The sequence below is a fragment of the Bacteroides faecalis genome (assembly GCF_003865075.1).
GTDB lineage: Bacteria > Bacteroidota > Bacteroidia > Bacteroidales > Bacteroidaceae > Bacteroides > Bacteroides faecalis.
Genome location: NZ_BHWB01000001.1, coordinates 150,650 through 174,155, shown reverse-complemented (window position 1 = coordinate 174,155; position 23,506 = coordinate 150,650). Strand labels below are relative to the sequence as shown.

Genomic DNA, 23,506 nt, shown 5'->3' with positions numbered 1-23,506 from the left:
GTTGTTCACCGATATTTTATTTTTTAGGTTTTCTACGTGCCCATCCCTCTTCACTGAAATCGGGCTCTTCATCTTTGAAGAACTGTTTCCAGTCATCCTTCTTTTGGGGTCCGCGTGCATCGGAATAACCACGAACTTCTCGACTTGGCTTTTCTTTCTTTGCACCACCTCTGGCCGGTGAGGAATCTTTGGCTTTTCTATCTTTATTCTCGTTGCGTGAAGAAGTACGTTCCTCACCTTTACCGTATCGTTTACCTCCCTTATAATCGCTGGAACGACCGTTACTTTCCCGCCCTTTTCCATTCTCATCACCTGCTACTTCTACGACAACTTTACGTCCGTTTCGTTTCACACCATTCAGTGCTTTTAAAACGTTGTTTGCTTCTTTTTCCGGGACTTCAAAGAAAGAAAAGTTCTGCATCAAGTCAATACGTCCTAGTTCGATACGTCCGCGTGTGTTGCTGTTTAGCAGGCTGATAAGTTCATTAGGGAAGAAATTATCAGTTTTACCCATGTTGATGAATAAACGAGTGAAACCGGGAGCTCCTTTTCGGTTTCTCTTCTCAGCATTACCTTCTCTGCCATTCCTATCTCTGCGTTCACGACTGTCAGAAGGTTGTTCTATTTCTGCACGTCCGCGATAATACTCAGAGAAGCGGTTAAACTCATGTGATACCATTCGTTTGATCAAATCCTCTTTGCTCAACCATTCCAGTTTACGGTAAATTTCCGGCATGAAATCCGCAATATCATCTTCGTTTACCTTCACCTTTTCCAAGTCATCGATTACTTTAATCAATTGTTTCTGGCAAATTTCCGAAGCAGTCGGCATTTCTCCAGTGATGAATTTTTTGCCGATGATACGTTCTATTTCACGCATTTTCCCTTTCTCGCGAAGGTTGATGATAGCGATGGAAGTTCCTGTTTTACCGGCACGTCCTGTACGTCCGCTACGGTGAGTATAACTTTCCGTATCATCTGGTAGACCATAGTTGATGACGTGCGTTAGATCATCTACATCCAATCCACGGGCAGCTACATCGGTAGCAACCAATAATTGCAAGTTACGAATACGGAATTTCTGCATTACTGCATCCCGTTGCGCTTGTGACAGTTCTCCATGCAGTGAATCGGCATTATACCCTTCCTGCATCAATTTATCTGCAATCTCCTGCGTTTCCTTGCGGGTACGACAAAAGATGATGCCATAAATTTGCGGATAATAATCGACGATGCGTTTCAGTGCTTCGTATTTATCTTTAGCATGTACGGTATAAACGACATGTTTGACGTTACTGGTACTTTCATTCTTGCGTCCGATAGTGATCTCTTTTGCATTACGTAGATAATTCTTCGAGATGCGAGCGATCTCCGGACTCATGGTAGCCGAGAATAACAATGTGTTACGTTCTTGAGGAACGTCCGCAAGAATCGCGTTGATGCTGTCTGTGAATCCCATGTTCAGCATTTCGTCCGCTTCGTCCATCACTACGTTACGAATGGTAGACAGTGAAACTGTCTTCCGTTCCATAAGGTCAAGCAAACGTCCGGGAGTGGCAACAATAATATGTACGCCACGTTTCAAACTGCGTATCTGGCTATCGATAGAAGAGCCACCATATACAGGCAGCACTTTCAATCCGTCAATGTATTTGGAATAATCGTTCAGGTCGCCCGCTATCTGGAGGCAAAGCTCTCGGGTAGGGCAAAGGATAAGCGATTGTGGAATTCTTTTATTTACGTCAACTTGTTGGAGCAAGGGCAAACCGAATGCGGCTGTTTTACCTGTCCCCGTTTGTGCGAGAGCTACTACATCGTTATTATCTCCTAAAAGGTACGGAATCACTTCTTCTTGTACCGGCATGGGATTCTCATATCCCATTTCTTCAATTGCTCTACGTATCTCCGGAGAAACGCCAAGCTCTTCAAATGTCTTCATTAAATCTCTGTATATCTTTTATTTCGGTTGCAAAGATAGTTAATTTAATGGATATTAGATATAGGATAACGGATAATTGTGCGTGGCGACTTCATATTATTATTAGTTAATATCTAATATTAGTTAATAAAATGCTTCGTAGTTGTTTTATTTCTTCATTAGAAAGTCCTATTCCTTTCTTGAGGTAAGTTTGTACGTTGCCATATTCCATTTCAATTTGTTCTTTAGCAGCATTCAGAAAGTCTTCTTTGGCGGAATAAATAGTCGTGATAGCTTCTTGTGAATTGGTGGGTAAATTGTAGGCAAATTTAGAGGCTTTCACGATGTTAAAATAATAATTGCTCAGACGATAGTCTTTCATAATATCCTCTTCATTGACTCCTAAAGATGCTAATAACAGTGCGGAAACAACACCTGTACGTCCCTTACCTGATGTGCAGTGAATTACCACCGGATAATGATCAGGATTAAGCAAGTAGGTGAATATTTGTTTGAACTGTGACTTGTAATTGGTTACTAATTCTCGGTTGATTTGTTGTATTAACCGATTAATAGTATCAGTTTTTATTTTTTTCTGTTGAATTCCTATAAGAATGTTTTCTATATTACCGGTGAAGATAGGGATATGTAGAATCTTAAATCTCTTATCATTTAATGGTGGATTATTACGATATTCCCTTTCGGAACGAAGATCTATGATAGTACGGATTCCTATGTTAGCCAGTTCTTGGCGTGCACAAGGCGGGATACTGTCAATTTGTGCAGATCGGTAAATCATGCCCCAACGTGTTTCTTTTCTTGTTTCGGAGGATTTATATCCTCCCAGATCACGAAAGTTTTGAATACCGGTAATATTAATGTTGCGGGGTGCTACCTCAGTTCTGTATTTGTTATTGAATGCCATTAAGTAATAATAACGCTGTGCCGGATTTTCGGTAATGATAGTCATCATACCATCGGAAATATTGGCCATAGCTACAGGAGAACTTTCCGGAATCAGGTCGGGTGAGGTGGAAGCGTATACTTTTACCTGTCCATCGATTGCTGGATTTGTTTCCCACTTAATAATACAGTTTCCTATATTGTTTTCTTCACATGCTACTAATATATTGGGACGGCTATCAGTGCATGAAGGAAACACCAACAGAATTGTGAGCCAGCTTAACAGGTTTTTATACATAGTTTTTTTGTCTTAGATCTATTATGCAAAGATAGAAATTACCCGTAAATATGGTAATTCCTTTGTGATAATTAGTCAAAGTTAATAGTAATTTAAGAGAAGTTTATACAACTGTATAACATTATTAGACAGTATGTGGATTTTACTCTTTGAATTGTTCACCTTATAATTAGTCCTATATTGTGCCAAATATGTCCCTATTTGGGATGTTGTCATTAAATTAAGACTGCTTTCTCAAACGGTTATCATCTCTTTTATTCATTTTTGCATTGCTTCAACAGAGCGACAGGCTTGATAATCTTATGAATCTATTATAAACTAAAAACACAAACTTAGAAACCATGAAGAAAGCATTTTTAATCTGTTTTTGTACGCTAGAGTTGGCTGGTTGTAACATCGAATACAGTGAAGCGTCTTTAGATGGACCGGAATTCGGCGAGGAAGCTGAGCAGTTGTTGGAAGAAACAGATACTCGTATCTGTAAAGGGACTCGATATACGAAATCCGATTGGTTGTTATTGGATACATTCGGAATAGAAAAGTGCCTGTACATTAGTACTTCCGGTGCTGTTATTCATCGAATCAGTATTGAAAGAGAAACTGTTTCTACAATCATTGCAAGCGGACGGACTTCGCTAATGAATAAACGACCTATTATATCTGGAGTATCAGAAAAAAAGAACAGGGAGCAAGACGTTTTTCCTTCCTATAAGAATGAGCATGCTTATGTTTACATACACCCAAGTGGTGATTATATGTATATTATTGGGTCAAACTGTATTTATAAATCTATTTATAATAGAGAGAAAGAAGAATTTCAGACCCCTAATGTATTTGCCGGTTCATTAGAACAAAGGGGATCTGCTTTTCGGATACCGGAATGTGCAAATCTGCTTTTATCATGGTGTGAAAGATGGAAGAATTGATAAAGCAGGAAGCGTTTTATTAAAAGAGAGATATTATATAAGAATAAGTAGTTAATATTTTATTATGCGAAAATTAAATCATTTATTGAAAGTAGGTTGTGCCGTATTTGTCTTTTTAATAGGGATAATCGGTAATAGTTGGGGGCAGAACGAGAAGGCATATTGGAATTCACATACTCAGTTAATACCAATGCGACTTCCGTCTCCTCCCGCAGGTTTCAAACCGGAGTATATTGATTTGAATGGAGATGGGAAACCGGATGCAATTAAATCGATGACACATAATAATACTCCGATTCTATGGCTGGATGATGATGGTAATATGAAAGAAGGGGATCTGGAAGGAGATATGGTGAACGATTGTTTGCTGATTGACCGGAATAAAGATGGAATTTATGGTGGTCAGGGAGATTTAATCATTGACTGGGTAGATGAAGACGGAGATGGGAAAGCAGATATGCAGATTGTTATAGAATATCCGAAAGAACATAATGCCGGCGGACATTTTATGATTGTGATGGATATGGATCATGATAATATTTTCAACTATATCAACTGGAATAACTTTACTCTGCAGTGTTGGGACTTTAGTGGATTATCTGATTTTTATCAGGATTATAGCGGGCGCACTGCGTTTTTGAAAATACATACTGCGACGTATGCCATGAGAGACTTACGTTTAAACTGGGAGAATCCATTTTTATTCTACGATCCTGATAATGATGGTCTGTCCGAAATGGCTATTCGTTTGTTGGATTCTCCGAAAGTAAAGGATTCAAATTATGAGAACCGTCAGTTGGGAGGAACTATCGACTGGGTGTCGATAGCAGTAGACCTGGATAATGATAATACGACAAACAATGAATTTGATTTTGACTTTACTTTAGGATTCCAGGGAGAAGGGTTTGACTATCGTGATCAAGTCCATCCGATTAAGAATATGCGTGGATTGCCTGAAGCCGACCAATTCTTTATTGATCCTCGTTACAGGCAATTGACAGAGCTTGTTTATCCGGATCATGACAGTGCATGGGATTTGATCTTTCAACGGGGTAAATGGGACCGTATCAATTTTGTGTATGACGAAGATGATGATTGTGGACGGTGGGAGCGCGTAGAATTCTACGACCCTAAAGATCCGTTTAAGATTGGTACGCGTAAAGGTGGCATTGATAATAATAGTCAAAGTGATGCTGCGGGAGATCGTGGCGAATGGGACATGGATAATTCGGGTAAAGCTCGTCTTTATCTCAGCCGTTTTGATGGGAGGTTACATCTTTATGGGGCTGAAACGGGAGTTTGGCGTATTGACCAGAATGCTAAATATTTTCAGGGATTTGATCGTTCGTGGAGAAATCGTGATCCGCAGAAATTTGCCACTGTACTTTATAGTGATCTTGATAACAATGGCTTCTTTGATCATATAGAGTATGATTTGGATGGAGATTCGATTATGGAGACGGTGATTGACTTTAAAGAACTTGGCATTGATGATAAATGTGAGTTAATTGATGTTTCTAAGTTTACTTATAAAGACTTTACAGCTATGGCTAAACGAATGTCTGAAGGAATTTGGAAACGTGCTAATCAGGCCGTAGAAGTGGCTCGACAATATGGAATAAATCCTTTGTGGTATGCCAAATGGATGCAGGCTTCAACGATTCGCGAGAAATATAATCGAGGATATTGGTTGCAGTTTTATTTGTATAAAGATATGGAGAATTTGTTTATTCGCCAGGGAGATGCTGACAAACTTCGTCAGTTAAATCAAGCTTATTATTCAGGGGATTGGTCAATCATAGAAAAAAAGACAAAAAGATCCAGCTAATTGATTTATATTAGGTCATAGCTGATTCACTAATAGATGTGCTGTTGGCCATTAATAGAAAACTTCTTCTCTATTAATAGAAAACTTGCTCTCTATTAGGAGAAAACTTTCTTTTCTTTCATACAAAACTATAACCGCAAGCTTCGGTTATATAACCGGAACTTGCGATTACATAATCAAAAGTTGCGGTTTCATAATCAGAGCTTGCGGTTATAGATTCTTTGCTATAGAAAAATATTTTATTTCTTGAAAGGAGAAACTTCCTTCCAGTCCAAAGGAAGTTATAGCATACAAAGATAATAAAAAAAGCCCTTATTTAGGCTATCAGTATGCCTTTTCTGCGTTCCATTATTAGCGAATAGTTCAACTTATGAAAGGGTACATTTGCTATTCTATTTTCAGCGACCATTTAGGCTATTATACTACAAAAGTATATTATCACAATTAATTGATCGTATAATAACATTTATTATTCAGAGTCATTATTACTTTAGAAAAGTGAAATAAACCGATAATGATGAGCAGAAGTATCAGGTCATTCAGAGCTTATCGAAAGATCTCTTCTTGTGCTAATTAAAGAAGAAACTTATTGTTGTTGTTTACGAAATTCTTTAGGCGTGATGTGGAACTTCTCAGTAAAGCTTCTGAAGAACGTGCTTCGTGCAGTGAATCCGGATTTATAGGCTATTTCATCTATAGAATATTTGGTATTTATCAAAAGCTTCTTTGCCATTTGTAGTCTGCAATCTTTGATGAGATTGTTTATAGACTGTACCTCTATTTCGCTTAGTTTGCGATAAAGATGACGCAAGCTTATGTGAAGTTCGTTAGCAATAAAGGCAGCAGACAGTTCTTTATTATCCAGATTGGTATTAATGATATTCAGAATCTCTTCGATGAATTTCTTGTCTTCTTTGTGCACTAACTTTGCGTTAGACAAATCATAAGCACTCTTAGGAGAGCTGAAATAAGTTTTTAAAGTCTCTTTTCTATTCAATATTTTGTTTACCGAGATCTTTAGATAATCGCTGTAAAACGGTTTGAAGATGTACATTTCCGCTCCGGCATTTATCCCTTTTATTTGTTCTTCTGCATTTCGCTCGCTGGATAATAAGATAATCGGAATATGTGTATACTCTTTGTTGTTTTTTACTTGCTCGGTAAATTCAATACCTTCAGCTATATTTCCGGTAATATCATAAATAATTAAATCCGGCTGGAAAGCTTTTAATTCTTCCAACGTTTGGGTATAATCCCGGATAGGAATAATGTTGAAATCTTCATGGAAAGTGTCTATGAGTGACCACAACAATTCTGTATTCGGCTCAATCAGGAAAAGAGTCTGACGGACTATGTTAAACTCTAATTCAGTTTCTTTTAGATCCAACTCACTGTTCATTTTAAGATGAGCGGAATGTATAGGGTCAATATCGGAGAACTTTATTTGTAGGGTATCCGGTGTAAGTTGTGGTAGTTTTACGATGAAGCATACATTAGGTCCGGTTGTATTTACTTGTAATTCTCCTTGGAGTAACTCCACCATATTATGAGACATCGCTAATCCTAGTTCATTGCGCAAAGTTTTGACATCATTGGTGTCTTTGATATTCTGGAGAATATGATGTTTGGCTGTGAGCGTCTGAACCTCTTCCTCTGTGATTTCACCGATATATGAGATGACAATTGATAAATGTTCTTCCTGAATATCAATTTGTACGGATATCCTTCCTTCTTTGTCCGTATGTTGGAAAGCATTCGATAATAAATTGATGATGATTGTTCTTAGGAAAAAGCGATCGCTATTCCATGTTAGTGCAGAGTCGATTTCTTTTTCAAAAGTAATTTGGTTTGAGTATGCCTGATCAATGAAGGTGATCAGGTCTTTGGATACAATTTTCCCTATCGGTAATTGTTCTATATGCGGCTTTCGTTCTTTGGATTCTATGCTGCGGAAAGTAACTATCTCCTGTGTCAGGTCATTTAAGATTTCGGCATTACGTTGGATTACTTTGGCATACTTTACACTGTTTTTGTCCGGACATTGGTTGATGATACGGTTGCAAGGACCAAAGATGAGTGTTAGCGGTGTGGAAAACTCATATGCTACGTTTGTAAAGAAATCCAGTTTAGATTCGTATATTTCTTTTTGATGAACCTGTTCGAGCTCTTTCAATTCACGTTCTTTCTTTAATCGGTTTCTGCGGAGAATGGCATATATCATTAGATATATGGAAATTAAAACAAGTAATCCATAAACGATGTATGCTGGGGTAGAAGCATACCATGGAGGAGTAATGTGAATGAATATAGGATAAATCTCACTTTCTTTATTTAATGCCTGATTGATGTATTTGATTTCAAGTGTATATTTTCCCGGGTGAATGTTGTTGAAGTTCAACGTATTATTAGCGATCTTAGTCCAGTTCTGATCTGTTTCTTTGAATCGGTAGTATAATAGGGTACTACTATTATAGATATAATCTGCAACTGAAAACTTTAATGTGAACGAATATTGCCGATAATTCAATGATAGCTTTCTACCTTCTTTTTCTTCCGAAAGGAAATCGGATAACATTACTTTCTCTCCTAACACATTCAGACTGGATATTACAATCGGAAACATGAAGTCTTGACTTTTACTCTTTTCTTTGTGAATGGTAATGAATCCATTAGTGCCACCAAAGTACAATGTTTGATTCTTTGGATCAATGAAAGAGGCTGCATCACAGTATTCTATTACTTTGACTCCTTCTTCTTGCCCGTAACGTTGATAGGTTTTATTCTTGGGATTGTACCTGATGATTCCCCTGTTAGTACTTAACCATAAGTTTCCGTCATCATCTGCTAATATTCCATGGATAGTACTGTTGATAAATTCATTGAGTTCTTTGAATGTTCGTATTTCTTTATCTTTGGTACATTCTACAAGGCCTACACTAGTGCCTAACCATAGGTTATTTCCTCTGTCCTGCCAGATGCCGAAGATGTCATTGGCAGCCTGTTCCATAGGATTTTCATTAAAGTAGATATTCGACAAGGAATCTTGTTCGGTAGAAAATGAGAAGACCCCATAGCCTCTATTTCCGAATAGGAGAGAGTTCTGATGATGAAAAGAAGAGAAAAAGTAGTTATACATAAACTCCGTTCCCTTATTTCTATATATTTTTATGTCTTTTACAGTAGGATGTTTCTTTGTCGGATCAAGTATAATCTTAAAAATACCCTTTCCTCCTGTTGCGGCCCATAATGTGGTATCATTCGCTTCATGTATTGAATGGATAAGATTTATTCTGGTTTGAGACAGATTATCTAATTGCCGGATCTGTTTATCTTCATACGAATAATAATTGATTCCTCCATCATTTCCTATCCATAGGATATTTCTTCTGCTTGGTGCAAATGTATATACAGAGTTCTCATTTAATGGACTATTGTTGGAAACAAAATGAATCGGTTCTTCTTCCAGATTAGGGAAAGCCGGTAGTAATGTAACGCCATCACCTCTGGTGCCTATCCATAAATTGCCGTATTCATCCTTAAAAATAGCTCTGACAGATTTCTGGATTTCCGGTGATATTTCTGAAAACAAATAAGAGCTTAGAGTATATTCTTCTTCGGTATATCTGTAAACTCCTTGACCGTCTGTCCCCATCCAGATAATATTCTGTAATTTATCTCTCATAATGCAAAGCACGCCACAACGAATGTTTAGGTCAGTGACTGTATAAGCCTCTTCTTGGTCCGGAGTATAAGTCAGCTTTACGGCTCCTCCGGTTCGGAAGCCGATGAAAAGGTCTTGTTTGTACTGGACGATAGAACTTATTGCTCCTTTAAAGTGCGTGAGATCACTTACGTTTCTGATGAATTTTGTTTGGGAATGCTCGTTACTGATAACATATAAATTCTGATCTTGATCTATCACACATTCATCATCTCCGTCAGAAAAGGAACGGGTTATGTTCATCTTTAATTGCTGTTTTTCAAGTAGAGTGATGTAAGGAGTAGTTGTGTTTTCATTGTGCAGAGAGAAACAATAGTAATAGCCTTGCTTAGCGTAAATCCATAATCTGTTTTTTGAATCGAATTTAATGCTGAGTATATCTTGATAAGGAATGGGATTTGATTGGCGGAAGAGGACAGATTGGAATTGTTCAGTCTGCTCATTGAAAATATGTAAATACCCGATTTTATCGTATACAAACAGATTGTTCTGTTGATTTGTAAAGATGAAATTCTCTCCGGCAAACTCAGGGAACAGTAAGACCTTTCCTTTTTGATAGTTTAGTTTGTTCAGTCCGGAGTTTGTTCGGATCCAATATGTGCCGGGTTGGGTAACGTAGATTCTTTCAATGATGTTTCCTACGATCGTTTGTTCTGAGGAGCTGGCTCTGATGATTTGAATATCTTTTCCGTCAAAAATATTTAGTCCGTCACAGGTGCCAAATAACATTAAGTGATTGATGTCTTGTCCTAGTGAGAGGATAGCACTATTTGACAGACCGTCTTTATTATTTATCTGACGTAGGTTGTATGCACTGCCAACGGTCGTATGGCAGAGCAAACAGATTAATAGGGTGAACTTACAGATAAATGCTTTCATTAGTACGGAGTGTAAGATAGTAGTTTAGTCGTAATGATAAAAGCAGTTCCTATCAAATTGAAGTTTCTATGATAATTTGATAGGAACTTTTATAAAGCTTTGATCCGTAGGAATATCAGTGAGAATTAATTCTCTGTCTTATTTGTAATTCTCTGCGAATTCTACAGATATCGAGTTATTGAAACTGCGGCAAACTTCTGCGGCAAAGTCTTTTCCACATTGAATCACTTTGTTCCAAGTTTCCTCATTCAAATTGTTCAGGTCACGATATCGTACATCGTATTTAAGTAATCCATAGATTAATCCAGCATTGAAATTATCTCCCGCTCCGATGGTGCTGACAGCCTCCAATGGTTCTATTGCATAATCTTTACTAACAGTTCCTGTACGCAAAGCCACTTTCTCGGCTCCTGCGGTGCAAATAAACCGAGGGCAATAGAATTTTATTTTATCTTTGTATATCTTGTCTACATCTTGCATGCCGTACATATAGAAGAAATCTTCCGTTGAACCGCGTACAATATCTGCATATTCCAGATTCTCGATAATAGTAGGAGCCAACTTCATCGCTTCATTCTTGTGTGAAGAGCGGAAGTTGGGATCGTAATAGATAATTGCTTTCTTTTCACGTGCCTGGTCGAGTAGTTCCAGAATCTTATCCCGTAATACGGGGTTTAACGCATAATAAGAGCCGACTACTACGATATCATCCTCTTGTAATTTGGGAAATAATACATCCAGACGTTGTTTGGGATAATCTTTGTAGAAGATATATTCAGCGTCTCTTTGCTCGTTGAGAAAAGCAAGGGACACCGGTGATTTTCCATCCGGAAACACATTGATATAATCCGTTGGTATATGGTTTTCGCGCATGAATTGCAGGATGATATTGCCTACATGGTCATTGCCCGTCTCGCTAATGAAAGAAACATTGACTCCCATTCGCCCTAAGGATACGATGCCGTTAAATACAGAGCCTCCTGGTACGGCTGCAGAAGGCTGTTCACCCCGAAAGATGATATCGAGGATCGTTTCTCCGATACCGACTACTTTTCGCATAATGACCTTGATTTTTCTCCCAAATAGCCACCATGGTGACGTTTAGAATATTCTTCAATGGTGAATTTGGTCGTTTTCATGGTCTGTACTACCAATATATCACCGATAACAGTCATAGCTGTGGTCGATGTAGTAGGCGTCATCCCAAGTGTACAAACTTCTGACGGATGCCCTGTACTCAAACAAACATCGGATTCATCTGCAAGTGGACTATCGGGGTTTCCTGTGATGACGATAAACTTTAAATCAGGATTCAGATTGTGAGCCAAACGAGTCAGTTCGACAATCTCTCTTGTCTTACCCGAATTGGAGATCAACAGTAGCAAATCGTTCTCTTGTAAAATGCCTAGATCACCGTGTTGTGCTTCACTAGGATGCAGAAAGACAGAAGGAATCCCTGTCGAACAAAAAGTAGTAGCGATATTCATCGCAATCTGACCGGCTTTCCCCATACCGGAAGTGACTAACTTTCCCTTTTTTTGGTGGATCTGTTCAACTATTAGGTTTACAGCTTTTTCATAAGCGTCCGTAACTGGGATATTTAGTACGGCTTGTGCTTCCTGCTGCAAAAGTTGTTTTATAGAATCTATCATAATTTGTTGGGTGCTTGATTGTGTCCGTCTGTTGTTTGGGCACGTTATTTTATTTTTTCTTTTAATTCGTCTAATGTCTCGGCAACTTCATAATAGGTTGAAAAGGGTTGCCGGGCAAAACCTTTCTCTTCTAATGTGCTAAGTGTTTTCAATAGCTCATTATAAAATCCATATTCATTGTAGAAGATTACTTTTTTCTGATGGTATCCGATAGAAGCTGCGGCAATTACATGAAAAACCTCGTCGAGTGTTCCCACTCCTCCGGGTAAGGCAACCAAGATATCCGATTCTTCCGTTATGATGTCTTTGCGGTCACTTAAGTTTTGTGTATGGATTATCTGATCCGGGTGTTTGCTTACCTTTCCATTCTCTTCCAATTTAGAAGGGACGACGGCAATCACCGTTCCTCCGTATTTTTTTACCGTACCGGCAATACATTCCATCAGCCCGAGGTTCGCTCCTCCATAAATCAACGTTTTATTAGATTCTCCCATCCATTTCCCTATTTGGCGGGCGCTTTCGAAATACATTTTGTCAATGTTTTCGGAGGCTGAGCAGAAAATTCCTATCTTTTTCATACACGTTGTTACTATTATAGTCTACAAATATCTGCAATTTTCTATAAACGACAATAAGTTTTATTGTATTTTTGCGGTATTAATTCAATAAGGAAGTAGAAAACAATGCAATATAACGAATATACGTTGCAAAATGGCCTGCGCATTATACATGAACCAACCCTTTCAAAAGTATCTTATTGTGGTTTTGCTATCGATGCGGGAACACGTGATGAGGCTGAGAATGAGCAAGGAATGGCGCATTTTGTGGAACATCTGATTTTTAAGGGGACTGAGAAACGGAAAGCATGGCATATCCTAAACCGTATGGAGAATGTGGGAGGTGATTTAAATGCTTATACCAATAAGGAAGAAACGGTGGTTTACACTGCTTTCCTGACCGAACATCTGGAGCGGGCACTTGAGTTGCTGGGAGATATTGTGTTTCATTCTACTTTCCCGCAGCATGAAATTGAGAAAGAAACGGAAGTGATCATTGACGAGATTCAGTCGTATGAAGACAATCCGTCGGAGCTCATTTTTGATGATTTCGAGGATATGATTTTCCGTAATCATCCTTTGGGAAGGAATATTTTGGGTAAGCCGGATTTGCTTCGCAGTTTTCGAACCGAGGATGTTCTTTCATTTACCCGTCGGTTTTATCGCCCCGGTAATATGGTCTTTTTTGTGCAGGGGCAATATGATTTCAAGAAAATCATTCGTCTGGCAGAAAAATATTTGTCTGATATTCCTGGAATACCAATGGATAATCAACGGATTGCTCCCCCTCTTTATGTACCGGAGCATTTGGTGGTTTCAAAGGATACGCATCAGGCACATGTGATGATTGGAAGTCGTGGATATAATGCCTATGACGATAAGAGGTCGGCTTTATATCTGCTGAATAATATTCTGGGAGGTCCCGGGATGAACAGTCGATTGAATGTGTCTCTTCGTGAACGTCGGGGGCTGGTGTATAATGTGGAGTCAAACCTAACTTCTTATACTGATACAGGTGCTTTTTGCATTTATTTCGGAACAGATATTGAAGATATGGATACTTGTCTGAAACTAACCTATAAAGAATTGAAACGAATGCGTGATGTGAAGATGACCTCTTCACAATTGGCAGCTGCCAAAAAGCAACTGATTGGACAGATCGGTGTGGCTTCGGACAATTTTGAAAACAATGCGTTGGGAATGGCGAAGACTTTCTTACATTATCATAAATATGAATCTTCGGAGCTTGTTTTCAAACGTATTGAATCACTGACTTCGGAACAATTACTAGAAGTTGCTAATGAAATGTTTGCAGAAGAGTATTTATCTACATTAATTTATCGGTAACTTTATAGTATTATTATCGGATGATAAATTCTGTGAGTTATTAAAACTGATTTTATTAATTACCTAATTTTATATACCCCCCATGAAAAACTTAACACGAAATTTCTGTCTTTATTTATTCTTGTTGCTTCCCTTTTCGATATTTGGGCAACAACAAAAGTCTGACTTTAATTATACCTCTGCAAAAGAACTTTTATTAGTAGGTAAGGCAATGCCGGGAGGTGAATATTTCCATCGGGTAGATACTGCGAAATATAATCAGATGCCTCCTGTAGTGAAAAGACTGTTCACAAATTCGGCGGGACTAGCTATTTGCTTTACAACGAACAGCCCGGTGATCAAAGCAAAATGGACAGTAACTAATAGCGGTCGGATGGGCAATATGACAGGAATTGCTCAAAAAGGATTGGACTTATATATTAAGCGCGATGGAAAATGGCAATTTGCAGGTGTAGGCTCTCCCAGTGGTGTTAGTTCGGAAGGTACGCTAGTCGATAACATGGGGACTGAAGAAAAAGAATGTCTGTTATACCTTCCTCTATATGATGAACTGAAAAACTTGGAGATAGGAACAACCTCTGATTCGTACATTCGTGCAGGACAAAATCCGTTTAAAAATAAAATCGTGATTTATGGGTCCAGTATTTTGCAAGGAGCGTCTGCTAGCCGTCCGGGTATGGCTTATTCATCGCGATTGTCTCGTAGCAGTGGGTATAATTTTATTAATTTGGGTTTGAGCGGTAACGGTAAAATGGAGAAAGAGGTAGCTGATATGGTTGCCGATATTGATGCGGATGCTTTTATTCTGGATTGTATTCCTAATCCTTCGCCAACTGAGATAACTGAGAGGGCAGCAGAGTTTGTGATGACATTACGCAGTAAACATCCGGATACACCCATTATTGTAATACAAACTTTGATACGGGAAAAAGGAAACTTTGACCGGAAAGTAAAAAAGTGGGTGAAACAACAGAATGAAGCTATTGCCAAGCAAATAGAAATATTGCGAAAGAATAATGTGAAGAATCTGTATTTTATAAAAGAAGACCATTTCTTGGGAACAGATCATGAAGGAAGTACCGACGGAGTTCATCCAAATGATCTGGGATTTGACAGAATGTTACAGAAGTATAAGCCTCATCTTAGTAAGATTCTAAAGGTTAAGTTCGATAAAGAGTGATAAATTTATGATTCATTTGTAATTATCTATTCGCTTAGTAACTCAAGCTGTAAATGTACACAACTTGAATTCGGATGGTTAGGTTTAACCGGATAACTAAAATCAGGACGATATAATGTGTGCAAGATAAAGTATCTTACACACATCTGCAACATACATCTTGCACACCACTTTCTTTCTGTTAGTCAGTCTATTGGAGGTATTGGAGTGCAAGATGTAAGATAATTGCCATTAATAAACTCTATTGTAGAGTGTTGCTTGAGCGGACCATTTTCTATTGTAGTATCAACAGACCCTCCGGACCCATGTTGAAGAGCAAATCTATGACACTTAGATTAGGTAGGAAACCTAGTTTAGCTTCAAATACCTGATAATAAGGATGCGGGATAAACTCAGGGTCCAAAGCTCGAAAGTCTTTTTTGGGATGAATAAGTTCACGAAAATCAGTTTCTTCAGGACAGAAATCCATTTTATACTCCGAAGTACGTTCTATATTCGGATGAATATCTATCAATTTACAGATCAAATTGCACAATTCTTCGTTGAAATCGATTAGAAACTCATATTTCTTTTCGTAAAAAGGATGGAAATCATCTTTGTAATATTCAAAAAAGGGAGTGTTATTATAGGCCGACTCAATAGCATTCCAATGAAGATGTCTCCAGTTACCATGATCGGAGATACGGATATCTTTCATTGGACATTTCAATGTATCAGGCTTAACGGTAGGGATGGAGAGAGCCAATTCACCATCAGGACCGGAAATGGTACAACGATTACGATAAGTCTGTTTCATATAGTGGTCATACTGTTCTATATAGATTTTATCGTAGGTTGCTAATTTTGTGTAATATTCTACTGGAGCCAAATAGGCGGATGATAAATAAGCTGTTTTCATTCTATTTTAACTGGTTACATTGGACAAATATTGATCCTTTTGCATTCTGAAACTTTGCCGGAAGATTGACTTCAGATAGCTTTGAACACCTGAAAAAAGCGTTAGGCTCAATTTGTTCTACCCCTTCTGGGAGTTTGACCGAGTGGAGCAAGGGACAGAATGAAAAGGTATATGGAAGGATTCTCTTGATTCCTTTCGATAAACTTATTTTCCGTAAGAATTGGTTCTCATTGAAAGCATAAGTATATAATCTTTGTACACTTTGTGGTAATATATAAGTAGAATCTTTTTTATGAGGTGGATAATATAACAATGTTATGAAGTCCTTGCAATATAAAACTCCGTCCTTAGATGAAAAATAAGGATTAGCAGGGTCTACTGAGATAGATTCCAAGGAAACACAGTTCATCCATACTTTTGAACTTATATCTTCTGTTTGAGATGGAATTCGTATCGATTGTAGGGAAATACAGTTATCGAATGCGAATGGCTTAATACTGATAATTTGTTTAGGCAATAGGACTTTTTGCAAGTTAGTACAATCTTTGAATATGTTTTCACTAATAATATTTGAAACGGTATGATATTGCAAAAAGTAATCGTTTCCTTCTTTTACAAACTTCCAGAATCCTCCCTTGTCGATATTCCCTCCAAGTTGGCAAAAGAGTTCCCATTCTTTTTCATCCATGGTTGCAAACTTAAATTCTTTGGGATTTCCATCAGGAGTGTCTTTGCCGTTAAACCATCTTGTCCAGTTTGCTTTCCGGAGATCTTTCCTAAAATAATAGTTCTCATAATCGGTTACTATTTCTGCTTTTGACAGATCTAATATGCGTAACTCTCCAGGGCTTTCCCAGACGGAGTCGCTTCCTCCTGCCATCTTTCGTAGTAGTCGGAAGTCCTTCGCATTTAGTTTGCCAGTTATGGTGAGCGAAGTTAGAGTTTGTACTTCGTTATCTGAGATAAGTTGGTTTAGGGTTCCCGGTTGGACCAAATTAACAGCTTTATGATGTTCTTCAAAGTTCCTCGGACGTATCTTTACAGTGAGATGAGTCATCATTTGGAAATTCTCTGTGTTCGGATTTAAAGCGGAAAGCTTGAAATAGCCATTCATTGATCCTTTCCATCCCCAGTCGAAGTGGAAAAAGTCATCGATGAACCCGTCACAGACAAAAAAATGCTGGTGTCCGCAACACAGCACCGGGCGTCCGGCTTCCATTTCCCGGTAGAGGAGCTGTTGAAGTTGACTGTCAGTTAATGTGTGCTTAGCTAAATGATATGTTCCGGGATGATAGTTGAAATATCTGACAAAAGCATTAGAAGCCGGTACACTGAAACCTGTCGAAGCTTCTGACCCGAAAATCATTTCTGCCCCAACGGCACAATGGTAAAGTAGGGGACAGATAGTGGTGGAGGCAGCTACGGAGTCTTCAGGATTATAGTTATCTGCTATAGCTTTCCAGTTGATAGACAACGAATCATAACAGACGGTTGCCGAGAATGCTTTTCCTTTTTTTGTAGGTTTTGTATGAGTGAAAGTCCCTGTTCCATGACTCGGATACTCGTAATATTTCATGATTTGCGCCATAGAAATAGCCGTACATCCTACAAGTGATCTTTTTCCATCGGCATCTCTTGGCATCAGCAGGTTGTAAGGAAAGTTCTGATTCCAGAGAACACTACTTTTCAGCAGGGGTGGGCAAGAAGAATTTTTCTTTTGATAATAAATAGTCTCTTCTTTTGCAGATTGAGTTTTCCCTTTTCTCCATTCTGATATCTCTTTGCTATATTGTTTCAGGATGGATTGCATGATACTATTATTAGGATTTATTCTGCCTTCTTTGGAGAATGCCAATACAGGCGAGGGCATACTATCCTCATTGGCTACAACGATGAATCCCTTCGGCTCGCCTTTTAGCGAGTAATTGATTACATAAAGCTGACTGGAAGTGAGAATATGATGTTCATAATCACGAAGAGCCTTTTTATTATTGTCAAACAGAAATTTGTTTGCTATTTCGAGAGCTGTCTTATCATCAATCGGAGCCGCGAAAAGTGACTGTGAGAACAGCAATACCTGTATGAATAACAGAATAGTATTTACCTTTTTCATAATCTTTATGTGTTTTGTATTAGAGTCGATTTGTATTATTTTACCGTTCTAAAAAAACGATTCCATCGATATCCGTCTGTTATACCTGTCCCTTTTTCTTTAGAAAACCAGATAAGTGATGCTTTTCCAATGATATGATCTTGTGGAACGAATCCGAATAGACGTGAATCAGAGAGATTGACAGAGTTATTAGCTCCCATCCAGTAATAGTCTTTGGTAAAATAGCAATGTTGTGTAGGCTTTTCGTCTACGTAGAGTGTGTCGTTTTTGATTTCTGCTTGTTTTCCTTCATGCAGTACAAGGGTGTTCCGTAATAAAGTGATATTCCAGGGATATACTCGTAGCACTTTTCCTTTACCGGGAATGATAAGTGGCTTCGGATCATTATCTTTATTTTCAGTTAGAGGCTGAAGCCAGTTTTGATTGTTGATGGCTTGTTCGAGCAAATAAAACTCGTAACGGCTGAAACTGCGTACATGCGTACTGTCATTGTTACCCATTAGTCCGTCGTCAGTGATGGAAAGGGTATTCATAAGTGAAGTCATCAGATTCTCTTTATTGGCAGGATATGAGTAGAGTCTTTTTTTGTCCGGATTGAATTGAGCTTCAGGAGAGACTACAGTAAAAAGAGAATCTATCAGTAATGTATCGCCGGGTGTACCGATACAACGGCTGATATAGATTTCCCGGCGGTCGATAATCGGTTGTTGGATAGCTGCGGGATTATTGAAAACTACAATATCCTGTTTTTTCACAGGACGTTTGCACCAACGATGATAAGAGAACACAGACATTAAGGGGATCCGCAAGCCATAACTCCATTGATTGACGATGATGCGTTCGCCTTCAAAAAGGGAATTCTCCATGCCGGTGGAGGGAATGAGACAGGACGTAAAAGCAAATCCCCGGAGCAGAAGCACGATAACTATTGCTCCGGCGAGTGCCAATATCCATGTGAAATGTTTTAGTCTACCCATTTAAAAATACGATTCCAACGAATTTTACCGTCAAACCATCCGCGATCTTTGTCGAGTGATAACCAGACAACAATTGGTTTACCTACCACATGATCTTCGGGAACGAAGCCCCAATAACGTGAATCGGCAGAGTTGTGACGGTTGTCGCCCATCATCCAGTAGTAGTCCATCTTGAAGGTATATTGGTTAGTCTTTTCACCATTAATGTAGATACCATCCGGCTTCACTTCCAGTTTGTTACCTTCATATGCTACGATACAACGCTCGTAGATAGGTAAATTTTCTTCTGTTAATGTGATAGTAGCACCTTTGGCAGGTATCCAGATCGGACCGTAATTATTACGATTCCATTTGGTATACAGATTCAACGGATACATTTGACCGGCAAACATTTCATCTTCCGGTTCCATGATAATTTTGCTTATAAGCTTTTTGTTACCGGACAGCGTGTCGTACATCTTTTTAGTTAGAGGAAGATGATAGACAGGATTTAATGCTCCTTGTTCGTTGCGTCCATCCAGTCCCATATTCAATAGTGTACCTTCATAATTGCTATCTTCCAACAACCATTTGTCGTCATTGCTGATACCCAGTTCGCGGAACATTTTGTCAGTAATGAGAGGTCCCGTTGTCTGAACGAAATAATTGAATTGAAGATTTTCCGGATTTTCAATAGCTTTGCCATCAATCATTACTTGTCCGTTCACAATTTGAAGGGTATCTCCCGGTAAGCCAACACAACGTTTTACGTAATTCTCGCGACGGTCTACGGGGCGGGCTATTACATCTCCGTAAACACGTGGATTTGCCAGTATCTGTTTACGTCCGCCTGCATAATATAAATCATAGATAGATCGTTGTTGCTCACGATTCAGGCTATCCATATTTATTGGCTTGGAATAGATACCTTTTCCTACTCTGTAAGCCAACGAATAGAAATCCTCTGTTTGCTGAAAGTTCGTTGCCACAGTATCTCCTGCGGGGAAGTTGAATACAACGATATCGTTCAGTTTAACTTTTCCAAAGCCGGGGACACGTTTATATTTCCATTGTGGCCATTCGATATAAGATTTGGTGTTGAAAATAGGTAATGTATGCTGCGCCAATGGCATAGAGAGCGGAGTGTTCGGTACACGTGGCCCGTAGCTCATTTTGCTGACATATAGAAAGTCTCCTACTAACAGTGATTTCTCTAAAGAAGAAGAGGGAATCTGATAATTTTGGAAGATATAGATATTCACAAAATAAACGGCAACCAATGCGAATACAATGGCATCTACCCAGCTCATAATACCACGTACTGTCGGATTCTTAGACTTTTTCCAGAATGACCAAGGTACCTTTTTAGTGATGTAAATATCGAAAATGAAAGGAACAACAATTAATCCCCACCAGCTTCGTACCCAGATGAGGAAGGCGAGATAAAGAATGATAGCAATGGCACATTTGATCCATTGTGCGCGTGTGGCTTGTCTCATAACTAACTAGTTTATATAGAACTTGAATAGAAAGCTTAATCGTTTAAAAATGGAAATAAATCACTCATACCCAGATAACCTTCGTGTTGGGCCGTATATTCTGCTGCGAGAACTGCGCCTAAAACAAAACCACCGCGGTTTTTGGCATCGTGAGTGATAGTTATACTGTCTATATCCGATTCATAGCGGATTGTATGGATACCGAACACTTCTCCTTCACGAATAGAACTGATAGGAAGTTCGTTAGAAGCACAGGCGTTAGTGCCGCTAACAGTACCATCCGGTGCTAAAAATGTACCTTTTGTCCATTCGCTTTTACGGTCTAAGTTTTCCAGAATACCTTCAGCCAATGTGATAGCAGTACCACTTGGAGCATCCAGTTTATGGATATGGTGAGTTTCACTCATCGTGACATCATAAGCCGGGAATTGGTTCATGATTTTCGCCAAATACTTGTTTACTGCAGAGAAGATAGTGACTCCCAAACTGAAATTGGACGACCAGAAGAGAGTTTTCCCTTCTTCCATGCAAAGTTTCTTAATCTCTTCACCATGTTCAGCCATCCACCCGGTGCTGCCCGATACTAATTTTACTCCGGCTTTGAAAGTACGTATATAATTATTGTAAGCAACCATCGGATTAGTAAACTCAATGGCTACATCAGCAGATTTGAATGCTTCCGATTCAAAGTCTTCCTGATTGTTGATATCGATAATGCAGACAATCTCATGTCCGCGACTGAGGGCAACTTTTTCGATCTCTTTGCCCATTTTTCCGTAACCGATTAATGCTATTTTCATCGTTTTCTGACTTATATTCAAAATAATAGTCGCAAATATAAGGTTTTTATTACATTTGTGCTCTATATTAACGTCTTCTTAACATGGAACATCTTCTCCACTATGTGTGGAAACACAAATTATTTCCTCTCAAAGTACTGCAAACGACCACAGGCTTGCCAGTCGAAGTCATTGATTCGGGACTGCATAATTCTAATTCAGGACCAGACTTTTTTAACGTAAAGCTAAAAATAAATGGCACATTATGGGCCGGCAACGTCGAAATTCATACACACTCTTCCGATTGGTATCGTCATGGACACGACCACGATAAAGCTTATGATTCTGTCATTTTGCATATAGCTTCTAATATCGATACGGAGGTAATCCGTTTGAATGGTGAATCAATTCCTCAGTTACAGTTAGAGTGTCCCGAATATGTACGTGTTCATTATCAGGAACTCTGTGAGGCTGAACAATATCCGGCTTGTCTTTCCATTCTCGGTTCATTGCCGAAGCTGATTGTCCATTCCTGGCTAACCGCTTTGCAAACAGAACGTTTAGAACAAAAAGCAGAGTTGATTACTCATCGTTTAAAACTTTGCAATAATCATTGGGAAGATGCATTTTTCATTACCCTTGCTCGTAATTACGGTTTTGGTTTGAATGGTGATGCTTTTGAAACCTGGGCGTGTATGCTTCCGTTTCGTGCAATAGATAAACATCGGGATGACCTATTTCAGGTGGAGGCTTTTTTCTTTGGACAGGCAGGGTTATTGGAAGAGACTTTTTTGAAAAAAGAACAGGAAGATGAGTATAGTCTTCGTTTACGAAAAGAGTTCCGTTACATGCAACATAAGTTTGAGCTTACAAAGGTGATGAATGTCACTTTATGGCGTTTCTTACGCCTGCGTCCGGAGAACTTTCCATATATTCGTTTGGCTCAGTTGGGGTATCTTTATCATAAAGCAGACAAACTTTTTTCTCGGCTTCTGGAGGCTGAAACCTTGGATGAAGTCCGTACATTATTGGCTACCCGTACTTCCTCTTATTGGGAAGATCATTTTGTTTTCGGGCGTACTTCTTCCCATAAAGAAAAATCAATGGGAGAGCGTTCTTTGGATTTGATTGTCATAAATACAGTCGTTCCTTTTTTGTATACTTATGGCTTACATAAAGCTGAAGAGGGAATGTGTAACCGTGCCGGACGTTTTCTTGAAGAACTGAAACCTGAAAACAATCATATAATCCGATCGTGGAGTGATGCGGGCCTTCCTGTTACTACTGCTGCAGATAGTCAAGCGTTAATCCAACTCCAAAAAGAATATTGCGATAAAAGGAAATGCTTATATTGTCGTTTCGGCTATGAGTATTTACGCAAGAAATGATTGAAATATTGAACTTGTCATTATCTTTGTGTCGTGAATTGAAATACCACTGATATTTATTCATTTATCTATTATTATATGAGTACTAAAAGGTTTGTATTTTGTCTGTTTATCACAGTGTTACTGACAGGTGTGTCACTGTATTCTTATGGTATTTGTTCCAATTTGAAGGCTGGCGGGACAACCGTCATGACACAAGAAGGAGAGGATTTCAACTCATTCCTGAATAAGTTTACTTCCAGTGCTGTTTTTCAGTATACGCGTATCAAGTTTCCATTGAAAACTCCGATTACTTTGTTGGCAGATGACGGGGAAACGGAGAAAACTTTTCCTTTTACCAAAGAAAAATGGCCGTTGTTGGATAGCGAAATGTTGAAAGAAGAACGCATTACGCAAGATGAAGGTGGAGTATATGTTTCGAAATTCACATTAAACGAACCTAAGTATAAAGTTTTCGAAGCCGGTTATGAAGAATCGGAGGTAGACTTACGTGTTGAGTTTGAATTGAAAACAGATGGAAAGTGGTATGTGGTAGATTGCTATACGGGTTGGTATGGTTATGATTTGCCTATCGATGAGTTGAAACAGACTATTCAGCATGTTCAGGAAGAGAATGCAGCTTTTAAAGAGTTGCATCCTTAAAGGAGGTTGAATCTTTAAAATG

General features: G+C 38.7%; 17 protein-coding genes. 6 read left to right on the top strand and 11 right to left on the bottom strand.

The features are described 5' to 3' along the window. Positions 1-16: 16 nt before the first annotated feature. Together EJF25_RS00715 and EJF25_RS00710 are read right to left on the bottom strand one after the other, a co-directional pair. Entirely contained in the window at positions 17-1,939 is a 1,923-nt protein-coding gene (locus EJF25_RS00715) for a DEAD/DEAH box helicase (protein WP_125039613.1), read from the bottom strand. Between the two features lie 106 nt (positions 1,940-2,045). Then, positions 2,046-3,119: a tyrosine-protein phosphatase gene (locus EJF25_RS00710; RefSeq protein ID WP_125039612.1), complete on the bottom strand. Its 1,074-nt coding sequence runs from the start codon at positions 3,117-3,119 to the stop codon at positions 2,046-2,048. 341 nt (positions 3,120-3,460) lie between these two features. On the opposite strand from EJF25_RS00710, the gene EJF25_RS00705 reads away from it, so the two are divergent. Both EJF25_RS00705 and EJF25_RS00700 read left to right on the top strand, forming a co-directional pair. After that, positions 3,461-4,045: a hypothetical protein gene (locus EJF25_RS00705; protein WP_125039611.1), complete on the top strand. Its 585-nt coding sequence runs from the start codon at positions 3,461-3,463 to the stop codon at positions 4,043-4,045. 64 nt (positions 4,046-4,109) lie between these two features. Then, positions 4,110-5,873: a hypothetical protein gene (locus tag EJF25_RS00700; RefSeq protein ID WP_125039610.1), complete on the top strand. Its 1,764-nt coding sequence runs from the start codon at positions 4,110-4,112 to the stop codon at positions 5,871-5,873. Between the two features lie 586 nt (positions 5,874-6,459). Here the strand turns inward: EJF25_RS00700 and EJF25_RS00695 are convergent. From EJF25_RS00695 to EJF25_RS00680, 4 genes are all read right to left on the bottom strand, one after another. Further along, a complete protein-coding gene (locus EJF25_RS00695) occupies positions 6,460-10,473 on the bottom strand; it encodes a helix-turn-helix domain-containing protein (protein ID WP_125039609.1) in 4,014 nt (1,337 codons plus the stop codon). A 138-nt stretch (positions 10,474-10,611) separates the two neighbouring features. Continuing rightward, positions 10,612-11,532, bottom strand: a complete 921-nt coding sequence (locus tag EJF25_RS00690) for a carbohydrate kinase family protein (RefSeq protein WP_125039608.1) — start codon at positions 11,530-11,532, stop codon at positions 10,612-10,614. Then, a complete protein-coding gene (locus EJF25_RS00685) occupies positions 11,520-12,125 on the bottom strand; it encodes an SIS domain-containing protein (protein WP_125039607.1) in 606 nt (201 codons plus the stop codon). The genes EJF25_RS00690 and EJF25_RS00685 overlap by 13 nt, the downstream gene beginning before the upstream one ends. A gap of 44 nt (positions 12,126-12,169) precedes the next feature. After that, positions 12,170-12,703 (bottom strand): LOG family protein, encoded by a 534-nt coding sequence (locus EJF25_RS00680; protein WP_125039606.1) that lies wholly within the window; start codon positions 12,701-12,703, stop codon positions 12,170-12,172. Positions 12,704-12,808: 105 nt separating this feature from the next. On the opposite strand from EJF25_RS00680, the gene EJF25_RS00675 reads away from it, so the two are divergent. Continuing rightward, entirely contained in the window at positions 12,809-14,029 is a 1,221-nt protein-coding gene (locus EJF25_RS00675; protein WP_125039605.1) for a M16 family metallopeptidase, read from the top strand. An 82-nt stretch (positions 14,030-14,111) separates the two neighbouring features. After that, positions 14,112-15,209, top strand: coding sequence for an SGNH/GDSL hydrolase family protein (locus tag EJF25_RS00670; protein ID WP_125039604.1), 1,098 nt, complete (start codon positions 14,112-14,114; stop codon positions 15,207-15,209). Positions 15,210-15,483: 274 nt separating this feature from the next. On the opposite strand, the gene EJF25_RS00665 is transcribed toward EJF25_RS00670, so the two are convergent. The 5 genes from EJF25_RS00665 to dapB are packed head-to-tail and all read right to left on the bottom strand — an operon-like array spanning position 15,484 to position 21,475. After that, positions 15,484-16,107, bottom strand: a complete 624-nt coding sequence (locus EJF25_RS00665; RefSeq protein WP_125039603.1) for a WbqC family protein — start codon at positions 16,105-16,107, stop codon at positions 15,484-15,486. A 1-nt stretch (position 16,108) separates the two neighbouring features. After that, the gene (locus tag EJF25_RS00660; protein ID WP_125039602.1) at positions 16,109-18,220 is read right to left on the bottom strand and encodes a C10 family peptidase; all 2,112 of its coding nucleotides are present in this window, start codon (positions 18,218-18,220) and stop codon (positions 16,109-16,111) included. Between the two features lie 35 nt (positions 18,221-18,255). Next, positions 18,256-19,197, bottom strand: coding sequence for a signal peptidase I (gene lepB / locus EJF25_RS00655; RefSeq protein ID WP_125039601.1), 942 nt, complete (start codon positions 19,195-19,197; stop codon positions 18,256-18,258). Next, on the bottom strand, positions 19,185-20,675 hold the full coding sequence (gene lepB, locus EJF25_RS00650; protein ID WP_125039600.1) for a signal peptidase I: 1,491 nt from the start codon (positions 20,673-20,675) through the stop codon (positions 19,185-19,187). Before lepB (EJF25_RS00650) ends, lepB (EJF25_RS00655) begins: the two co-directional genes overlap by 13 nt. Before the next feature lie 35 nt (positions 20,676-20,710). Next, positions 20,711-21,475, bottom strand: coding sequence for a 4-hydroxy-tetrahydrodipicolinate reductase (gene dapB / locus EJF25_RS00645; protein WP_125039599.1), 765 nt, complete (start codon positions 21,473-21,475; stop codon positions 20,711-20,713). 83 nt (positions 21,476-21,558) lie between these two features. On the opposite strand from dapB, the gene EJF25_RS00640 reads away from it, so the two are divergent. Together EJF25_RS00640 and EJF25_RS00635 are read left to right on the top strand one after the other, a co-directional pair. Next, positions 21,559-22,842: a DUF2851 family protein gene (locus tag EJF25_RS00640; RefSeq protein WP_125039598.1), complete on the top strand. Its 1,284-nt coding sequence runs from the start codon at positions 21,559-21,561 to the stop codon at positions 22,840-22,842. Positions 22,843-22,920: 78 nt separating this feature from the next. Further along, the gene (locus EJF25_RS00635; RefSeq protein ID WP_125039597.1) at positions 22,921-23,484 is read left to right on the top strand and encodes a DUF4348 domain-containing protein; all 564 of its coding nucleotides are present in this window, start codon (positions 22,921-22,923) and stop codon (positions 23,482-23,484) included. Positions 23,485-23,506 lie beyond the last annotated feature (22 nt).

Bases quoted from the DNA above. Each gene is read 5' to 3' on its own strand.
- EJF25_RS00695 (WP_125039609.1), bottom strand. From the start codon at position 10,473: ATGAAAGCATTTATCTGTAAGTTCACCCTATTAATCTGTTTGCTCTGC.
- EJF25_RS00640 (WP_125039598.1), top strand. From the start codon at position 21,559: ATGGAACATCTTCTCCACTATGTGTGGAAACACAAATTATTTCCTCTC.
- EJF25_RS00670 (WP_125039604.1), top strand. From the start codon at position 14,112: ATGAAAAACTTAACACGAAATTTCTGTCTTTATTTATTCTTGTTGCTT.
- dapB (WP_125039599.1), bottom strand. From the start codon at position 21,475: ATGAAAATAGCATTAATCGGTTACGGAAAAATGGGCAAAGAGATCGAA.
- EJF25_RS00680 (WP_125039606.1), bottom strand. From the start codon at position 12,703: ATGAAAAAGATAGGAATTTTCTGCTCAGCCTCCGAAAACATTGACAAA.
- EJF25_RS00715 (WP_125039613.1), bottom strand. From the start codon at position 1,939: ATGAAGACATTTGAAGAGCTTGGCGTTTCTCCGGAGATACGTAGAGCA.
- EJF25_RS00635 (WP_125039597.1), top strand. From the start codon at position 22,921: ATGAGTACTAAAAGGTTTGTATTTTGTCTGTTTATCACAGTGTTACTG.
- EJF25_RS00660 (WP_125039602.1), bottom strand. From the start codon at position 18,220: ATGAAAAAGGTAAATACTATTCTGTTATTCATACAGGTATTGCTGTTC.
- EJF25_RS00710 (WP_125039612.1), bottom strand. From the start codon at position 3,119: ATGTATAAAAACCTGTTAAGCTGGCTCACAATTCTGTTGGTGTTTCCT.
- lepB (WP_125039601.1), bottom strand. From the start codon at position 19,197: ATGGGTAGACTAAAACATTTCACATGGATATTGGCACTCGCCGGAGCA.
- EJF25_RS00685 (WP_125039607.1), bottom strand. From the start codon at position 12,125: ATGATAGATTCTATAAAACAACTTTTGCAGCAGGAAGCACAAGCCGTA.
- EJF25_RS00665 (WP_125039603.1), bottom strand. From the start codon at position 16,107: ATGAAAACAGCTTATTTATCATCCGCCTATTTGGCTCCAGTAGAATAT.
- lepB (WP_125039600.1), bottom strand. From the start codon at position 20,675: ATGAGACAAGCCACACGCGCACAATGGATCAAATGTGCCATTGCTATC.
- EJF25_RS00675 (WP_125039605.1), top strand. From the start codon at position 12,809: ATGCAATATAACGAATATACGTTGCAAAATGGCCTGCGCATTATACAT.
- EJF25_RS00690 (WP_125039608.1), bottom strand. From the start codon at position 11,532: ATGCGAAAAGTAGTCGGTATCGGAGAAACGATCCTCGATATCATCTTT.
- EJF25_RS00705 (WP_125039611.1), top strand. From the start codon at position 3,461: ATGAAGAAAGCATTTTTAATCTGTTTTTGTACGCTAGAGTTGGCTGGT.
- EJF25_RS00700 (WP_125039610.1), top strand. From the start codon at position 4,110: ATGCGAAAATTAAATCATTTATTGAAAGTAGGTTGTGCCGTATTTGTC.